The sequence below is a fragment of the Clostridioides sp. ES-S-0005-03 genome, from assembly GCF_020658455.1.
Classification (GTDB): Bacteria; Bacillota; Clostridia; order Peptostreptococcales; family Peptostreptococcaceae; genus Clostridioides.
This window is the reverse complement of record NZ_JACVWI010000001.1, coordinates 655,712-673,507: the sequence shown is the minus strand read 5'-3', so window position 1 is coordinate 673,507 and position 17,796 is coordinate 655,712. Positions and strand designations below refer to the sequence as shown.

15 protein-coding genes, 1 tRNA gene and 2 riboswitches are annotated in these 17,796 nt (G+C 27.7%); of the genes, 5 read left to right on the top strand and 11 right to left on the bottom strand.

Features of this window, described 5'->3' with window-relative positions; genetic code table 11:
• Nucleotides 1–92: 92 nt before the first annotated feature.
• Together IC218_RS03175 and IC218_RS03170 are read right to left on the bottom strand one after the other, a co-directional pair.
• A tRNA-Leu gene (locus IC218_RS03175) sits at nucleotides 93–173 on the bottom strand.
• A gap of 111 nt (nucleotides 174–284) precedes the next feature.
• A complete protein-coding gene (locus tag IC218_RS03170) occupies nucleotides 285–2,015 on the bottom strand; it encodes a Na+/H+ antiporter NhaC family protein (RefSeq protein ID WP_227823796.1) in 1,731 nt (576 codons plus the stop codon).
• Between the two features lie 144 nt (nucleotides 2,016–2,159).
• A riboswitch (Lysine riboswitch) is annotated at nucleotides 2,160–2,336 on the bottom strand.
• 168 nt (nucleotides 2,337–2,504) lie between these two features.
• Between IC218_RS03170 and IC218_RS03165 the strand changes: the two genes are divergently transcribed.
• From IC218_RS03165 to IC218_RS03155, 3 genes are all read left to right on the top strand, one after another.
• Nucleotides 2,505–3,491, top strand: a complete 987-nt coding sequence (locus tag IC218_RS03165; protein ID WP_227823795.1) for a lipoate--protein ligase — start codon at nucleotides 2,505–2,507, stop codon at nucleotides 3,489–3,491.
• 90 nt (nucleotides 3,492–3,581) lie between these two features.
• A riboswitch (SAM riboswitch) is annotated at nucleotides 3,582–3,689 on the top strand.
• A gap of 113 nt (nucleotides 3,690–3,802) precedes the next feature.
• Nucleotides 3,803–4,600 carry a MetQ/NlpA family ABC transporter substrate-binding protein gene (locus IC218_RS03160; protein WP_227482414.1) on the top strand — a complete coding sequence of 266 codons (798 nt, stop codon included), beginning with the start codon at nucleotides 3,803–3,805 and terminating at the stop codon, nucleotides 4,598–4,600.
• A 102-nt stretch (nucleotides 4,601–4,702) separates the two neighbouring features.
• A complete protein-coding gene (locus tag IC218_RS03155; RefSeq protein WP_227433117.1) occupies nucleotides 4,703–5,302 on the top strand; it encodes a TerD family protein in 600 nt (199 codons plus the stop codon).
• Nucleotides 5,303–5,600: 298 nt separating this feature from the next.
• Here IC218_RS03155 and IC218_RS03150 read toward each other — a convergent pair whose 3' ends face one another.
• A complete protein-coding gene (locus IC218_RS03150; protein ID WP_227823794.1) occupies nucleotides 5,601–7,460 on the bottom strand; it encodes a putative bifunctional diguanylate cyclase/phosphodiesterase in 1,860 nt (619 codons plus the stop codon).
• A gap of 983 nt (nucleotides 7,461–8,443) precedes the next feature.
• On the opposite strand from IC218_RS03150, the gene IC218_RS22145 reads away from it, so the two are divergent.
• Entirely contained in the window at nucleotides 8,444–8,659 is a 216-nt protein-coding gene (locus IC218_RS22145; RefSeq protein ID WP_227824258.1) for a GntR family transcriptional regulator, read from the top strand.
• 133 nt (nucleotides 8,660–8,792) lie between these two features.
• On the opposite strand, the gene IC218_RS03140 is transcribed toward IC218_RS22145, so the two are convergent.
• The 6 genes from IC218_RS03140 to IC218_RS03115 all read right to left on the bottom strand — a co-directional run bounded on the left by IC218_RS03140 (nucleotide 8,793) and on the right by IC218_RS03115 (nucleotide 14,985).
• Nucleotides 8,793–9,761: a siderophore ABC transporter substrate-binding protein gene (locus IC218_RS03140; RefSeq protein WP_227433113.1), complete on the bottom strand. Its 969-nt coding sequence runs from the start codon at nucleotides 9,759–9,761 to the stop codon at nucleotides 8,793–8,795.
• An 84-nt stretch (nucleotides 9,762–9,845) separates the two neighbouring features.
• On the bottom strand, nucleotides 9,846–10,601 hold the full coding sequence (locus tag IC218_RS03135) for an ABC transporter ATP-binding protein (protein WP_227433112.1): 756 nt from the start codon (nucleotides 10,599–10,601) through the stop codon (nucleotides 9,846–9,848).
• Nucleotides 10,598–11,554 carry an iron chelate uptake ABC transporter family permease subunit gene (locus IC218_RS03130; RefSeq protein ID WP_227482412.1) on the bottom strand — a complete coding sequence of 319 codons (957 nt, stop codon included), beginning with the start codon at nucleotides 11,552–11,554 and terminating at the stop codon, nucleotides 10,598–10,600. The genes IC218_RS03135 and IC218_RS03130 overlap by 4 nt, the downstream gene beginning before the upstream one ends.
• The gene (locus IC218_RS03125; RefSeq protein ID WP_227823793.1) at nucleotides 11,544–12,497 is read right to left on the bottom strand and encodes an ABC transporter permease; all 954 of its coding nucleotides are present in this window, start codon (nucleotides 12,495–12,497) and stop codon (nucleotides 11,544–11,546) included. The genes IC218_RS03130 and IC218_RS03125 overlap by 11 nt, the downstream gene beginning before the upstream one ends.
• Nucleotides 12,498–12,739: 242 nt before the next feature.
• Nucleotides 12,740–13,723, bottom strand: a complete 984-nt coding sequence (locus IC218_RS03120; RefSeq protein ID WP_227433108.1) for a dipeptidase — start codon at nucleotides 13,721–13,723, stop codon at nucleotides 12,740–12,742.
• A 59-nt stretch (nucleotides 13,724–13,782) separates the two neighbouring features.
• Nucleotides 13,783–14,985: a DUF819 domain-containing protein gene (locus tag IC218_RS03115; protein WP_227433106.1), complete on the bottom strand. Its 1,203-nt coding sequence runs from the start codon at nucleotides 14,983–14,985 to the stop codon at nucleotides 13,783–13,785.
• A 197-nt stretch (nucleotides 14,986–15,182) separates the two neighbouring features.
• Between IC218_RS03115 and IC218_RS03110 the strand changes: the two genes are divergently transcribed.
• Nucleotides 15,183–15,737, top strand: a complete 555-nt coding sequence (locus tag IC218_RS03110; protein ID WP_227433104.1) for a cupin domain-containing protein — start codon at nucleotides 15,183–15,185, stop codon at nucleotides 15,735–15,737.
• Between the two features lie 100 nt (nucleotides 15,738–15,837).
• On the opposite strand, the gene IC218_RS03105 is transcribed toward IC218_RS03110, so the two are convergent.
• Nucleotides 15,838–16,629 (bottom strand): HAD family hydrolase, encoded by a 792-nt coding sequence (locus tag IC218_RS03105; RefSeq protein WP_227433102.1) that lies wholly within the window; start codon nucleotides 16,627–16,629, stop codon nucleotides 15,838–15,840.
• A gap of 27 nt (nucleotides 16,630–16,656) precedes the next feature.
• Nucleotides 16,657–17,745: a cysteine protease StiP family protein gene (locus IC218_RS03100; RefSeq protein ID WP_227823792.1), complete on the bottom strand. Its 1,089-nt coding sequence runs from the start codon at nucleotides 17,743–17,745 to the stop codon at nucleotides 16,657–16,659.
• Nucleotides 17,746–17,796 lie beyond the last annotated feature (51 nt).

Here is a 17,796-nt window from a genome sequence, read left to right as displayed (position 1 = left end):
ATATAGTTATTTATCAAAAAATAAAAACGGGATAGCCCACTCCGAAAGCCAGCAACCCCAGTTTTTTTTCAGCACAACTAAGTACTGTAAAGTGCGGATGAAGGGAGTCGAACCCCCACGCCAATGGCGCTAGATCCTAAGTCTAGTGCGTCTGCCAATTCCGCCACATCCGCTTATATTACTCTTTTATTTTACTATATTTCGCTATTATTTTCAATAACTTTTTTAAATTATCTAAAAATAAACAAAATAATGATAATAAAAGGTAAAATTCATTTACAGCCTTATTCTGCAAGTTCTATTTCTGCTTCATCTACTCTCTTACCTATAATTTGAAGACCTACAAATACAGCTGCTATAGCAACTGGCAATACTATATATATTGGCAATCCAAATCCAGCTGGTATATATCCAAATACAATAGTAATTACTGCTGTAAATATAGCATATGGCATTTGAGTATTAACATGGTCTATATGATTACATCCAGCTCCCATTGAAGAAAGTATTGTTGTATCTGAAATTGGAGAACAATGGTCTCCAAATATTGCACCTGTTAAAACTGCACTTGTGCTTACTATTACATAAGACATGTCAGGATTTAGTGAATATGCAAGTGGTATCGCAAGTGGCATAAGTATACCCATTGTTCCATAAGCAGTTCCAGTAGCAAAAGATATTATTGCTCCTAATCCAAATATTAAACTTGGTAGTAAGAATGGAGGCAGTGAACCTGATAATAAATGTATCAAGAATTTAGCTGTACCTAACTCTTTTATTACTGAACTTAATGACCAAGCAAGTATTAATATTACACCAGTGATTACTAAACTTTTCATACCATCTATCCAAACATCAATTGCTTCTGATACTGTAAAAATCTTCTTAACTACAGCCATTATAATAGCAACTAAACTTGCAACTAATGCAGATTGGAATAATGCTCTAGATGCATCAGATGCGCTAAACGCTTCTTTGATTGCTTCAAAAGAATATGGCGAATTTGTAAATAATTGTATTAAAGTCTTATCTTCTCCTCCCATTATAGATGTATATCCACTATAATAGAATGATGCTAGTGCAACTACTATTAATGTACCTATTGGAATTATAGCATTCCATACACTTAATTTCACTCCATCTTTTGGAGCTAAATCATCCAATTCTTCAACACCTTCATCAAGGTCTGTACCAATTTTTCTACTTCTAGATTTTATTTCAGCTTTTCTCATTGGTCCAAATTCTTTTAATAATAACGCTGAAATTACAATAAATGCTAATATTAATATGTTATAAAATCTAAATGGTATTGTATTTAAAAATATGCCAAATGCATCAACATCTACACTTATACTTTCAAAAGCATCATGTATTAAACCAACTTCAAGACCTATCCATGTAGATATTATAGCAAGCCCAGCAACTGGCGCTGCTGTAGCATCTATTATAAATGCTAATTTTTCTCTTGATATTTTCATTTTATCCGCAACTGGTCTCATCATAGGTCCTACAATTAATGAATTAGCATAATCATCAAAGAAAACTAAAAGACCTAAAAACCAAGTTATAATCTGTGTACCTTTAGCTGATTTTGCTCTCTTTGCAAGTGCTTCAGCTATAGCCTTAGCACCACCCATCTTGGCAACAAGATTTATTACTCCCCCAATTGCTAAGACTTGTAGTATTATCCCTGCATTCCATGGGTCTGACAGAGATACTAAAGCTCTATCTACTAAGTCTAAAAACGCTTGTATAAATGCAGCAAATACATTAACTCCACTGACTTGAATTATAAAACTTCCAGAAAGAATTCCTAGCAATAAAGAAATTATTACATTTTTAGTTATAAATGCAAGTATTATAGCAACTAATGGTGGTATTAAAGTTAAAATTCCAAATTTTTCTGCGTTAGCCAGTGCAATTGTATCTATATCTTCCTCTGCAAATACCATTACAGTTGACATTATAAACATAATTGTCGTCAGAAAAATAATGTTAAATTTTTTATTTCTCATATAAATCTCCCTCTCTTTTTAATTTTGTGAATTATATAGGGTATTATGGGTTATGATAAAATAAAAAAGCCTTGAGTGGTAAACACTCAAGGCTTAAACATTACAATACATTGATAATACTAAAAACAAATATAATATAATTCCTTAAATGATAGCTCACCACAAATAAACCTGTGACAGTTGTACATATATTTTATGTACCCCCAGCAATATAATCTTAAAGCATCGATTATAAAACTTCGGCAATATCCCCTTTCCCAATAATTCTTTGTGCTTAACTCCTTATTGGTACTGATAGATTATTGCGCCTCTACCCTTTTATTCACTTTTATTAAATATATTTTGAGTATATATTATTTATTTAAAATTTGCAAGGAAGTTTTAAAAATTTTACTTTAAAGGATTTTTTATATTATTGTCGAATTATAAAAATAATTGTACTAAAATCAGCTAAAAAAATTTTATCAATTATATGGAGGAATTACTTTAATGTTATTAATTTACAATGAAAAAACAAACCCTTATTTTAATTTAGCAATGGAAGAATATCTACTTAAAAACTTTGACGAAGATTTATTTATTTTATGGAGGAACGAACCTTCTATAATCGTTGGAAAAAATCAAAATACACTTTCTGAAATAAACTTAGAATATATAAAAGAACATTCAATACCAGTTGTTAGAAGACAATCTGGCGGAGGAGCTGTATTTCATGATTTAGGAAATATAAACTTTACATTTATAGCTTGTAATAATAATAGCTTTAGTGATTTCAGAAGATTCACTCAACCAATAATAGACTTGCTTAAAACCTTAGATGTCAATGCTGAGTTTTCTGGAAGAAATGACCTTCTTATAGAAGGTAAAAAATTCTCTGGAAATGCTCAACATAACTATAAAAATAAAGTGATGCATCATGGGACACTTTTATTTTCATCTGAAATAAATGACCTTTCAAATGCACTAAAAGTAAAACCCATAAAGTTTGAAGGTAAAGGCATAAAATCTGTAAAGTCTCGTGTAACCAATATAAGCGAACATTTACAGTCTGATATGGATATACTTGAGTTTAAAGATGCTATAATGAATTATCTTTCTTCAACAAATACTTGTAATACAAATTACTCTCTAAGTAAATATGACATAGAAGAAATAGAAAAACTTACTAAATCAAAATATGAAACTTGGGATTGGAATTTTGGTAATTCACCAAAATACTCCCTTTCAAATGAATTAAAATATGCTGGTGGAAATGTAGAATTTAATTTAAATGTTGATAAAGGTATAATAACTAGTATAAAGTTTTTTGGAGATTTCTTTGGGAAGTGTGATGTATCTTTTGTAGAAGATAAACTTATTGGTACAAAGCATGAGGAGAATTCATTGAGAGCTATTTTAGATGCTATTGAAATAAATGACTATTTCTTGGGTGCTGATACTAATATTTTAGTTTCTGGAATTTTGGGTGTTAAATAGAAATAACAAAAACTTTAAAATATTTATAAAATTATGTTTACAGATACAAAAAATCATGCTAATATGTATAACATAATTAAAAATTAATACTTCTTATCCAGAGTGGTGAAGGGACTGGCCCTGTGAAACCCAGCAACCAGTATATTTTTTAATATACATTGGTGCTAAATCCTGCAGTATTGTACTGAAAGATGAGTTTAAATTAGCTTTTAAAGCCTGAGTTTACACTCAGGCTTATTTTATTTTCACAATGTGATAAAAAGAGGGTATTTTATTTTTAACTAATCAATTATATTCAGGAGGGAATTTTTATGAAATTCAAAAAATTATTAAGTTTGTTATTATGTCTAGTATTTACTTTATCTGTAGTTGGATGTTCAAAATCTAAAGACGATAAAAAAATTGTTGTTGGTGCTACTTTAGTTCCAGGTGGAGAGTTGTTAGAGGAACTAAAACCACTGATTGAAGAAAAAGGTTATACTTTAGAAGTTAAGAACTTTGACGATTACATACTTCCAAATGAAGCTTTAAATAATGGCGAAATTGATGCAAATCTATTTCAACATGAACCTTATCTAAAAGAAGCTGTTAAAGCTAAAGGTTATAAAATAATGGCAGGAACTAAACTATATGTATGCCCAGCGATACTTTACTCTTACAAAATAAAATCTGTTGATGAATTTAAAAAGGGAGATACAATTGCAATAAGCAACAATCCATCTTCTTGTTCTAAAGACCTTAGATATCTTGAAAGTATAGGACTTTTAACTTTACCTAAAGAAAATAATTTAGTTAGTCCTAAAGATATAATTGAAAATCCAAAGGGCATACAATTCAAAGAATTAGATATTGCTCAAATACCATCTTCTCTTCCAGATGTAACTGCTGCATTTATAGACACTACTTACGCAGTACCTGCTGGTCTTGATGCTAAGAAAAATGGAATCTACACAGCACCGGTAAATGATGAATATGCTAATCTTTTAGCATTTAGAAGTGAAGATAAAGATAGTGAAAAAATTAAAGTTCTACAAGAAGTTCTTACATCAGATAAAGCAAGAAACTTAATTAAAGAAAAATACAAAGGAATTGTAATTCCTGTTTTTTAGTAGAATTAGTATAATTTTAATATTATTATTGTAATCTTGTTGAATATTGACTTGTTAAGTGCTACCATTTAAGTAAATCTATGTTTGTGGAGGAAGATTACTATGGCTATAGAATTGAAAAAAGGACAAAAAATAAATCTTACAAAAAAAGAAAATACCGATTTAGGTGAGATTTTAGTTAATTTAAATTGGAATCAAAAAGTACAAAAAAAGGGCTTTTTTGGAGCTCTAAGAAATAGTAATATAGATTTAGATTTAGGTTGCTTGTTTGAAATGAAAAATGGTGTAAAAGGTGCTGTTCAAGCGTTAGGCAATTCTTTTGGCAATTTAGAACATCCTCCTTTTGCTCAACTAGATGGAGATGACCGAACAGGAAGCAATACACAAGGCGAAAATATAAGAATCAATGGTAACAAGATAAAAGAAATAAAAAGAATATTGATTTATGCTTTTATTTATGAAGGTGTGGCTAATTGGTCAGAAGCTGACGGAGTTGTAACTATTAAACAAAAACAAGATTCTGATTTAGTGGTTAAGCTTGATGAGCATAAAAATGGCTATAATATGTGTTCAATAGCATTAATAGAAAATGTAAATGATGAAACATTTAGTGTTGAAAAGGTAGTTAAATACTTTAAAGGACATAGAGAAATGGATAATGAATTTAACTGGGGCTTAAAATGGGTTGCAGGGAAAAAATAACAATGTTTAAGAGACTATAAGTAAATCTACTTATAGTCTTTATTTATGTATTCGCCATCAACACTATCAATAAGTTCATCTTCTCTAAAACATAACTCTATATTATTTACACCTCACATAAAACCTTATAAGAATTTATAGTTTTCATGTAATTATTTAAATAAAGTTGTATATTATGTATTGATGTTATTCTCAATATTTGTATCACTGTACATTTTAGATAGTTAACAAAATTAATAAAGCACTTATATTATAAGCACTTTATTAGATTAGTATATATTAAAATATACTTTAACTATTATAAACTATAAACAGTTTCTTCATCTAATATTTTTTCAAAGTCTAATATTGGCATTGGTTTATAAAAGACAAACCCTTGAACCAAATCACACCCAATCTCTTTAAGAAACTCAACCTGTTCTTTATATTCAATACCTTCAGCAACAGTTATAATATTTAACTCTTTTATCATATGTATAATATTTTTTATTACTATCTTCTCTTTTTCTTTATTTAAACTTTCTTTAAAAAACATTGAGTCAAGCTTTAAAACATCAAATGGTAAATCCTTCAAAACACTTAGAGACGAGTATCCTTTTCCAAAATCATCCAAAGAACAAGTAAAGCCACTTTCATGTAGGTCATGTACAATTTCTAAAAGATGCTCTTGATTTTCAAAAGCAACACTTTCTGTAAATTCAATTTCTATAGTATTTTTAGGTATATTATATTTATTTTGTATACGCGAATAAGTTTCTACAAACTTAGCATTATAAAATTGAATCTTAGAAACATTAACTGAGATGGGAACAACTTGTTCATTTTCATCTAATCTCTTTCTAATCCATCTGCATACCTCTTCAAATACATATTGGTCTACTAAGCTAATAAAAAATTCCTTTTCTAATATTGGAATAAATATCGCTGGAGATATCACACATTTGTCTGGTGTCATCCAACGTACTAAAGCTTCTGCACAATCTATTTTTTGATTATGTAAATTAACTTTAGGTTGAAAATAAACAACAAATTCTCTTCTATTGAGTGCTTCATGTATTCTACTCTTAATGGTATTTTCTTCAATCATTTTTTTGCGAATATTTTCATTATAAAAAGCATACTTAGTACCAGGTTTATTCTTGACAGTCTTTTGTGCAAAATTTGCACGATTTATCAAATCATCTATATTTAATTTTTCATTCACATCTTCAATACAACAAATTCCACTGACAATAGTAATACTATATTTATTTTTAATTTCATCTGTAATGTTAATCAACTTATCATCTACAATTTGTTGTCTTCTTAGTAAAGCTTCCTTATCTACATAACATCTTAATGCAACAAATCTATCTGCAATCTCTCTTGCAAATGTTTCATATTTTCCAATATCATCCATCATGAAATTAGAATAGCGTTTTAATATCATGTCCCCATAATCGTATCCAAATATATCATTGATATACTTAAAATTTTCAAAATCGATATAAAATATAGCAAATTTCTTGTCTTTATGTTTATAAATATACTGTTCTGCATCCAACTTAAACTTGTCTATAGTATTTGCTCCTGTAAGTTCATCTTTATATGCAATATTTTTTAAATCTACATTTAATTTTTCAAGTCTAATTAATCTTCTATTGTACTGCATAATCAATATAATCCATGCTACTATACCTACAATTGATATTATAATTATTAAAGTCATTAAGTAATCGCTTTTTTCTTTCGAATAATGTTCTATCTCAAATACTGTGTCATTTGCAATCTTAAAAAATTCTTCACTTGTTTGTAGTAACTGACTACTATCTTCTTCCATCCTTACTTTTTTAATTTCAATATTTAAATTTTCCCATTTTCTTTCTAATAAAGATAAATACTCGTTATATTTTTTACAATTAGTGACTACTAGACCATATTTTCCATGTCCTGTATTTAATTCATGTAAAATTTCATCGATATATTCTACTAGTTCATCATTTGGTTGAAAATTCATTTCTAATTTAGTTAGACGTTGACTCGCTCCACGAACAATACCAACATAATTAATCAACTTTCCATAATCTCCAATGTTGTGAATTAATTGAACAGAAATGTAACTTATAGAAATTAATAAAACAAATAAAACTAAGATAGTTATCTTTAAAAATCTCTTCATAAAATACCTCTATCCCCTATGTTTTCACGTTTATCAGATATTCTACAATTATGCTAACTAGGTTTTATATGTTATAAATAATTAATATGATTTCTTCAATAAATTTTCTAAACATTTTTAATAACCAACTTAGTAAAATATTGTATAATCATTTTCTCAAATAACGTGTATTAAACCTTAATAAAACTCTCTTATTACTTAAAATATAGAAGATTTTATTCTACATAGTTTATTTTTGACATTGCATATTTTTGTAAATCATCATTTTTTCAAATTTTCCAATAGGTCTAGGTTTAGTTTCTGTTAACAAACTTTAGAACCTATATAAATACTATAATCATAATAGCTATTGCAAGTTTAATGTTTGTTTATTTTTATTCAAAATCTGCAATCTAAAATCTATCGTGACCTTTTTCCTTTTTTTCATTGTTATTAATCTAGGTTGTTCATTCTCCTTTGTAGGTGGTATTGAAAATATCAATGTGTTTTTTATAATCATACTTAATAAAATAATCACTCATAAGTCCATACACTTGTAAATGTTTTTCAAGTTTTGTTGTGCAAAGTATTTTTTATGTAAACTAGTTGAGAAATAAGGGTCTGTTTAATCAATTTCTACATTCTTTCTTTAGTGCATATGCTGGAGGTTTTATACGGATAAAATCAATAATTAGTAACAAAAATAGAAAAACGTTTTTTTAGAAGATTTTATTTTAATATTTAAACCACTCCTGAGAGATTATATAATAAATATATATCCATTGAATTATTAATATAATAACATAACCTTGTTCATGTATGTATTAGATTAATTGTATCAAAATAACTAATAAACCGCAAGTTCTAGCTAGTTTTCTTAAACCTTAAACATAGAATGATAAAATAAGATTCATCAAATAAGTTGTATAATAATAGGAAGTGTAAATACTTTGAAACACGAATATGGCTTGTATTATTTAATTTATGAATACTATGTATAGAGTATATTATTTGGACATTATAAAAAAGGGCAAACTCTACCATCTATTGAAACAATTTGCAAGCAATTTAGAGTTGCACCACAAACAGCTCGTACTGCTCTATCAAAAATACAAGATGCTGGCTATATTTCAATTAGAGTTAAACTAACTTCTATTATCATCTCTGAACAAGATGAAGAAATTCAAAAAAGTATTCAATTAATTACTTTTCAGCAATAAAGAAAACTGTTATAGATTTATACAAGTCTACAAAACTCGTCCACAGAAGTATTTAAATCAAAAAAAATCAGCCACTTTAAGGTGGCTGATTACATAATCATTATATAAAACACATTTGCCATAAAAAATAGACTTACTTATTAACTGCTTTTGAAGCATCATCTATCATCTTATTTAAAGATGTAAGACCACCATCATTTACATACCATGTTGGTGCATCTAAGTATATTATATTATCATTTTTATAAGCATCCATAGACTTTATTACGTCATTGTTTAGAACAGATTTAGCTGTTAAACCAGCTTTCACATCACTACCAGTAGCTATACCTCTATCTATAACAAACATAATATCTGGATTTTGTTTAGCTACATATTCAAAAGTAATATTTTGACCATGACTTGATTCCTTTATATTTTTATCTTTATTCTTAAATCCAAAACTATTATATAATATGCTAAATCTAGACTCTTCACCAAATACACTTAAATTCCCCTCATTTACCATAAGAGTTAAAGCATTTAAGTCTTTTTCTGTTACTTTTTTATTTAAAACTTCTATTTTCTTTTCAATTTTAGCAAATTCTTGATTAGCCTTCTCTTCTACTCCAAATATTTTAGCTATTTTATTTATATTATTTTTGACAGATTCTAAATACTTCTTATCATCTTTGCTTGTACTTATTGTTGGTGCAATCTTAGATAATTGCTCATAAAAATCTTCTTGTCTTCCATTTATTATGATTAAATCTGGATTTGTTGATTTTATACTTTCTAAATCTGGTTCTTTTAATCCACCTAAATCTGCATATTTTTCATCTTTATACTTTTCTAAAGATACTGGTAAGCTTGATTTTGGAAGTCCTACTAAACTCTCACTTACACCTAGTGCATCCATTGTATCTAGTGCTGAATAATCAAATACTACTACTTTTTTAGGCTTCAACTTTACATCTGTTTCTCCTAAGCTATGAGTTATTTTTATAGTAGCATTTGAAGCATCTAATGTTTTCTTATCACTTTTTTTACTCCCACCTAATGCAAATACTGCTACTAATCCTACTATAGCCACGGTTGCTATTATTGCTGCTTTTTTATTCATCTTAATGTCTCCCTCATTTTTTATTAATACTTGTCTTAGTTTAAATTTTGATTAGAAAATTCATAGATTTTTATCTATAGTGTTTTAAAAATAAACACATATTCTATTTCCATTTATATGCTTAATGTCAAAGTTCATTTCGTAAATATCTCCTAAAACTTTTTCATTAACTATTTCATCTGTACGACCTACCTTTTCAATTTTTCCATTTTTAAGTGCAACTATATTATCTGAATAGCATGAAGCAAAATTTATATCATGCATGACCAACACTATAGTCTTACCTAACTCATCACAAAGACTTCTAAGTACCTTCATCATTTGTACTGAATGATTCATATCCAAATTGTTAAGTGGTTCATCAAGTAATATGTACTCCGTATTTTGGGCTATTACCATTGCTATATAAGCTCTTTGTCTTTGACCTCCACTTAATTCATCCAAATATTTGTCTTGTATATCAGTTAATTTCATATACTCTATTGCTTCATTAATATATTTTTCATCCTCTTGAGTTAAATTTCCTTCACTGTATGGAAATCTTCCAAAGCCAACTAATTCTCTTATTGTGAGTTTTAAAGTTATATTATTAGATTGTTTAAGTATAGCTATTTTTTTTGCAAGTTCTTTATTGTTGTAAGAACTCAAGCTTTTTCCTTCTATCAATACTTCTCCACTATCACCTCCTATAAGTCTTGTTACTATTGATAACACAGTGCTTTTACCAGCCCCATTTGGACCTATAAAAGATGTTATTTTTCCTTTTTCTATATTAAAAGAAACATTATCTACAACATTTTTATTTTTATATTTTTTAAATATATTTTTTATTTCTATCATCTATTTGCCCCCTTTAATAATAATTGGATAAAGTAAATTCCTCCTATAAAATTTATTACTACACTTAATGTTGTATCAAATTTGAATATATGTTGTATAAAAAATTGACCTATTATTAACGTAATCATTCCTAGCAATATAGAACCTAAAATTAAATAGGTATGTTTATATGTTTTAAAAACTTCTCTAGCTATGTTGGCTAGTAAAAGACCTAAAAATGTCATAGGTCCAATAAGTGCTGTTGATACTGAAACTAAAATTGCTATTAGGATTATCATTTTTTTTACTACTTTATCAAAATCTACACCTAAATTAATTGCTTGCTCTCTACCTAATGATAGTACATCTAAATATTTTATATCATCATATATAAAAGGTATTGTTGCAATAACTATTATAAATGCAATTAACAATACATTTGTATTTATATTATTTAGACTAGCCATTATGCTAGTTTGTAGTGCTAGAAATTCATTAGGGTCTATCATTACTTGAATAAATGTTGTTGCACTTTTAAATAGAGTTCCAAATACCATTCCTACTAGGATTAAAAAGAAAATATTATTTTCTTTTCTTTCAAACAATGCTCTATACAATAACATTGAAGCTACAATCATTATAGTAACATTAATGATAAAATTATAATTTTCATTTGTAATGAGATTACTGGTTGCTCCAAATATAAATACTATTATAGTTTGAATCATTACATATAAGGAATCTAACCCTAGCACACTTGGTGTTAATATCTGATTGTTAGTAATTGTTTGAAATACTACTGTAGTAAATGCTATACATCCTCCTCCAAGTATCATTGCAAGTATTTTTGGTATTCTTTGTGATAATGCATAATCTAGATTATTCATATCTATTCCATAGGTTAAAAAAAGTACCATTGATATCAAGAGTAATGCAGTCACTAAGTAAATTTTTTTATTAAGACTAAGCTTCATTTATATTCCTCCTTAGTATTAAGTAAAGGAATAGTATACTTCCTATAACACCAACTGTAAGCCCTATAGATATTTCATATGGATAAATGATAAGCCTTCCAAAAATATCACATATAAGTACAAATAGTGCCCCAAATAATCCCGTATGCCATATACTATCTCTTATATTGTCACCCATATACAAAGATACAATATTAGGAACTATTAGACCTATAAAAGGTATATTACCAGCAGTAACAACTACACATACTGTAACAAGAGCTACTATTATTAAACCTACATTAACGACTTTTTTATAACTTAGACCTAGGTTAGTTGCAAAATCCATCCCCATCCCAACAACAGTAAATCTATTTGCATAAATATATGCTACTATTATGAGAGGTATTGTTATGTATAATATTTCATAATTTCCTTTAAGTATCATAGAAAAGTCACCTTGCATCCAAGAACTTACATTTTGACTCAAATCATATTTATATGAAATAAAATCAGTCATAGAACCTATTATATTTCCAAACATTATACCTACTAATGGCACGAATATTATACTTTTAAACTGTAACTTCCTTATTATTTTCATGAACATAAATGTTCCTATAAGAGAAAATATAAATGCTATTATGGTCTTCGTGAAAATCGATGCACTTGGTATTAAAAGCATACAAATTACTATACCAAATTGAGCCGCATCTATTGTTGCTCCTGTAGTAGGCGATACAAATTTATTTTTACTTATCTGTTGCATTATAAGGCCTGCTATACTCATTCCTATACCTGCAATTAATATACTTATTAATCTTGGTATTCTACTCATGACAAATATCATAAGTTTATGCTGATTTTTTGCAAATATATGCATTATGTTTATATCTTCTGCTCCTATAAATAAGGAAAAATAAGATAAAATTATTATTCCTATAATTAAATATCTCTTTTTCATTCTCCCTCCTTAATTTTTTTACTAAAAATGATAATTATTATCATTTCTTTTTACATTTTATCAATAATAATTATCATTGTCAATATGTATATATATTTGTTTTTTTATATAAAAAATGTTACTAGAATTAAAAATTCTAGTAACATTTAAATTTAATCTAACCCATATCTCATATATAAATCTATATATATGAATGCTTCTTATTAAATATAGTATTTTCTACACCTAATTTAATTACTATCTTACTTTAGTATCTCTTTAAACACTCTATAAAAGTTTCCACTAGATATTAGATTTATATCACTTTTTTTATATCCTCTTTTTTCAAGCTCTACTATTATATTCTTAGCTTCATATGTACTTTTAAGCCCATCTACACTTGGATTTTTGGAATTTTCTTCAGTAAAAGAACCTATAGTCTCTTCTCCTAGATAATCGCTAAAATCAAAACCAAAAGATACATGCTCTATACCTATAAGATTCACCATATAATCTATATGGTCAACTAAATGTATTAAATCTTGCTTCTTAGGATTAATATTGGTAAATGCTCTAAAGCTATTTATTCCCACTAATCCACCTGTTTTTGAAATTTCTTTTAATTGATTATCTGTAAGATTTCTTTTTACATCACATAGATTCTTAACATTAGAATGAGATGCTATAACTGGTTTACTTACAACTGACATCAAATCCCAAAATGATTTTTCATTTAGATGTGATACATCTATTAGCATACCTAATTGTTCTAACTTATCTACTGCTTTTTTTCCTATTGCAGTTAAGCCTCTGTTTTCATCTCCTAAACACCCTGTAGCAAGTTCATTCTGCTCATTCCAAGTTAATGATGCATGTCTAGCTCCAACTTCTTTATAATAATATTCGATTAAGTCTAAATTTTTTCCAACATGGCTTAAACCTTCAAGACCAATTAAAATATTTATTTTATTCTCATTTAGACCTTTATTTATATCAGAATATTTTTTTACTATGTTTACAATATCCTTCATATCTTCAATTTCTTCTTTTACACATTCTATTATCTGCTTAACTCTCTTTTCAGGCTTTTTATCATATGGTGGGTCTATCCATATTACAAAAATAGCCCCTTCAATGTTTGCTTTTTTAAAATTTTCAAGATGGATTCTTCTAAATACATCTTTCTCTCCATTAATTCTTCTTATCGTTACATCTGACCAAGTATCTGAATGTCCATCAAAAATCATGACAACCTCCAATTAAATAAAATCTTTTTCAAACGTTTGTTTTTCACTCTTTACAAAACTTATATTAAAATATTTCCTACCAAAAGACCAAAATAATTACCAACTATATAACCAAATGTTCCAACTATAAGTATTGGCCCTACTAACTTAGACCACCCTTTTGATATTGCCATAGCTGCTGCTGTTGTAGGTCCACCAATATTTGCATTAGATGCAAGAATAGCTTCTTCCAAGCTAAACTTAAATATTTTGGCAACTGTAAATGTAACTAGCATGTTTATAAGTACCATTATTCCACAATATAAAAGTAATAATGGTGATTTTTGAATTATTAATGGGATTGAAGCAGGAACACCTACTACAACAAAGAAAATGTAGATTAAAAATGTGCCCAGCTCTTGCGCTCCTTTTATATCACTAAAGAAATTAGGCATAAAGGTAGCAAACATCATAGTTAAAGTAGTTATTATTAGATATTGATTGCCAAATAAAGTATTTAACATTGCTAAAAATGGATTTGATGTTGGTATTATAGCTTTAAACCAACCTGACAATTCTACTGATACTGCAACTATTATAAAAGCACTACCAATGGCTATTGCTATATCTTTTAAAGATATTTCTTTTCTTCCCCAATAATTTGCTGCTATTGTTTCGCCTTCATTTACACCTATGCTTTCCATCTCATCTACATGTGGATGTTTAAAATGTTTTCTAAAAAATCCAATAGATGGGATAGCTATTAAAACAAAGAAATATAATGCCATCAAAAGATTATCTGCTACAACAGTTGCTGATACCAATTCTCCAGGTGCATCAAATGCTCCTGACATAGCTGCAAAGTTTACATTTCCACCTATATAAGAACCTGTCATCATGGCTGCAACAATATTTAAATCTGGTACTGCATTTTTTAATGCCAAGAATCCAATCATAGCTCCAAGTACAGTTCCTATAGAACCTACAAGAAATATTACAAGTAATCTTCCACTCTCTTTCCATATCTTTTTGATATTACATTGATATAACAACAAAGCTATGGCTAAAGGGACAACATAACCCCAGACTTGGTCATATACAACAGACTCTACTGGTATAATATTTAGATTTGATAATAACATTGCTCCTACAAGAGCTATTATTGCTCCTGATATTTTTGATGCCCAACTATACTTTTGCTCTAAATAAATACTAAATGCTGCCCATCCAGTTACAATTGCCCACAATACCCAAATATTATCAGGACTTACAAAACTCCTCATCTCAACCGCCTCCATTTCATTAAATTAAAATATAAATATTAATATTCAATATATTGAATATTAATACTATTATAATTCATCTTTTCAGAAAATTCAATATAACGATGTAAATACATGCATTATATAACTTTTATTTTATTTTATTAATTTTGAAAACTATATATGTTATAATCATGTTTGAGGGGGGTTTTTATCTAATGGACATAGATGTTGGAAGCAAAATTAGAGCTCTTAGAAAATCTAAAAATATAAGTATAGCTACCTTAGCAAAAGAGTCTGGTTTAAGTACAGGTTTAATAAGTCAAATTGAACGTAATATGGTTGTTCCATCAATTATAGCAATGTGGAAAATATCAAAAACGCTTGATGTAAACATAGGTTATTTTTTTGATGATATTGGGAAGGATAATTCTAATATAGTAGTAAAGAAAAACAATCGAAAGAAAATAGTAACTAACGATTCTACAAAATTTTACGAGCTTCTTGTTCCTAATTTAATTGGAAAAAAAATAGAATTTATACTTGTTACATTAAATGGACATACAAAAAAAAGTAATGAATTTGTTACACATGAAGGAGAGGAATGCGGATACATAATAAAAGGAAAAATGAAAATAACACTTGGTAATAAAGAGTATATATTAGAGGAGGGTGACAGTTTTTATTTTAACAGCACTATACCACATATATATGAAAACTGTGATGATGATGAATGTATTTCCGTCTGGGCAATGACTCCACCTTCATTTTAATATATGCAGCTCTTGTTTAAATATAAATTAATAAAAATCTGAAATAAATTAGTATGATAAATTTTATCCTAATTTATTTCAGACTTTTCTAGTTTATTGGTTATATATTGAGTAGACAACTTTCATCTAAAATTTCAGATAATATTTCCTCAGTTCCACTCATTCCATCAAATTTACTTGATATAAATGTGTTTTTTATTTCATTTTTATTTATATCACCATGCTTCAATACATAAGCTTTATTTGAAATATCGAGCATCCCATAATCCATAATAGAATCCCCAATTGCATAAAAACTTTCTATTCCTAATTCTTTGGTTAAATATTCTATGGCATTTTCTTTTGAGATTTCTTTTGGTATAAAATAAATTTTTCTACCACTCACATACAATCTCCAATTTTTTGATTCTAATATATTTATATACTCCCTAATTGAATCTAAATTAAATTTTTTAAAATCTACAACTATATAAAAAAATGTATCCTCTGCAACTTTAAAATTAGTTATTCCTTCTACATTCAAATAAATTTTAAATTTATCTACCATGCTTTCAATAGGCTCATAGTCAGATTTTAATTTGTCTATCTTTTCACTCCATGATTTCAATATTTCATTATCTTTAAGTATAACTCCTCCATTTGAAGTTATACTCCATGGAAAGTAAATACCATATTTATTAAATTCTATACGCTTAAACTGCTCTATTGTTCTAGTAGTAGTTGGTACAAACATACCATAGTACTGTATTTGTTTTATTAAATTTATAGTATTTAAAGATATATAAGAGATTTCTTTCTCTTTATAGATTTCTATATTGGTATATCTCTTATTAGTATTTAAAAATTTATCAGAGTAAATAATACTCCTGTCTAAGTCTGAAAAAACAATCATTCAGCATTCTCCTGTCAAATATATTTTCTAAACATCTTTCATATTCTTTATTATGCCACAACACTTGTAAGCTTTTAAATCTATTTTCTCAACTTCAACATTTTTTTCTTTTGCCAAAATAAATATATGCTCTAAAGATTTATCATTTAAGTCTTTAACAAGTATCTTATATGGAACTCTCCTAAGTAAAACTCTTGTTGTTTCTCCTACCCCTGGCTTGATAAAGTTGATATCTTTTATATCGTACTTTTCCTTTATATTTAAAACATCAAAATAACCATCTTTAGTTATAATATCACTTTTCCATTTTTCAACTTCATCAGATATATTTTCAAATTGGTTTTTGAAACATGCTTCTATAGTTTCTATATAATTTATAGACTCATCTTTATCCTTTAAATGGCTATAAAACTTAGCACCATGAAAATCATCCTTACCAATCAAATCTTCTCTTAGCACAGTTCTACTCACTAATCCAGAAACAGTTGAGTTTAAACATGCACTTGGTATTAAAAAGTCTTCTCTAATTCCATAAAGTCCAGAATATCCAGCAGGGTCAGCTAATACGGCAAGTGTTGAATCAAAATTCTTTTTAAATTTAATTTTAAGCTCATCACATGCTTTTTCTAGCTCCCTTGATATTGTTCCCTTGCCAGTCCATCCATCTAAAAATTGTATGTTTGAATCTGGATGACTATTTATTATATATTCAACTGCATTCATATCTATTCCTTTATCTCTTATTATAGATATTGTATAGTGAGGTAAATTTAAACTATACTTATTTCTTAGATATCTCTTTGCCAAAATACCAATTGGAGTTCCTGCTCTAGCAAGTGAAACTAGTACAACATCATTTCCATTTTTTTTAATTATCTTTTCACACATAACACCTATAGAAAATGCAAGTTTATTCTTATTTTCTTCTAGTTTATCATGATATAATTTCAGATAATCTTCGCTAACCTCATACTCTATTGGTATCATTTCCGAATAATGTCTGCCATTTTGTATTTTTAACTCTCTCTCTTTGTTTCCTTCTTCTTCAATTAAATTTGATATATCTTTTAATAAAAAGATAACATCATCTTTAGAATATGTGCTAAATTCTCTCATATGACTCAACTCCTATCTTAAAACTGTGATATATTTTATTGCAATAAAACA

What these genes read in the sequence shown, in the direction of transcription:
- IC218_RS03170 (WP_227823796.1), bottom strand. Translation starts at nt 2,015, where the DNA reads ATGAGAAATAAAAAATTTAACATTATTTTTCTGACGACAATTATGTTT.
- IC218_RS03165 (WP_227823795.1), top strand. Translation starts at nt 2,505, where the DNA reads ATGTTATTAATTTACAATGAAAAAACAAACCCTTATTTTAATTTAGCA.
- IC218_RS03160 (WP_227482414.1), top strand. Translation starts at nt 3,803, where the DNA reads ATGAAATTCAAAAAATTATTAAGTTTGTTATTATGTCTAGTATTTACT.
- IC218_RS03155 (WP_227433117.1), top strand. Translation starts at nt 4,703, where the DNA reads ATGGCTATAGAATTGAAAAAAGGACAAAAAATAAATCTTACAAAAAAA.
- IC218_RS03150 (WP_227823794.1), bottom strand. Translation starts at nt 7,460, where the DNA reads ATGAAGAGATTTTTAAAGATAACTATCTTAGTTTTATTTGTTTTATTA.
- IC218_RS03140 (WP_227433113.1), bottom strand. Translation starts at nt 9,761, where the DNA reads ATGAATAAAAAAGCAGCAATAATAGCAACCGTGGCTATAGTAGGATTA.
- IC218_RS03135 (WP_227433112.1), bottom strand. Translation starts at nt 10,601, where the DNA reads ATGATAGAAATAAAAAATATATTTAAAAAATATAAAAATAAAAATGTT.
- IC218_RS03130 (WP_227482412.1), bottom strand. Translation starts at nt 11,554, where the DNA reads ATGAAGCTTAGTCTTAATAAAAAAATTTACTTAGTGACTGCATTACTC.
- IC218_RS03125 (WP_227823793.1), bottom strand. Translation starts at nt 12,497, where the DNA reads ATGAAAAAGAGATATTTAATTATAGGAATAATAATTTTATCTTATTTT.
- IC218_RS03120 (WP_227433108.1), bottom strand. Translation starts at nt 13,723, where the DNA reads ATGATTTTTGATGGACATTCAGATACTTGGTCAGATGTAACGATAAGA.
- IC218_RS03115 (WP_227433106.1), bottom strand. Translation starts at nt 14,985, where the DNA reads ATGAGGAGTTTTGTAAGTCCTGATAATATTTGGGTATTGTGGGCAATT.
- IC218_RS03110 (WP_227433104.1), top strand. Translation starts at nt 15,183, where the DNA reads ATGGACATAGATGTTGGAAGCAAAATTAGAGCTCTTAGAAAATCTAAA.
- IC218_RS03105 (WP_227433102.1), bottom strand. Translation starts at nt 16,629, where the DNA reads ATGATTGTTTTTTCAGACTTAGACAGGAGTATTATTTACTCTGATAAA.
- IC218_RS03100 (WP_227823792.1), bottom strand. Translation starts at nt 17,745, where the DNA reads ATGAGAGAATTTAGCACATATTCTAAAGATGATGTTATCTTTTTATTA.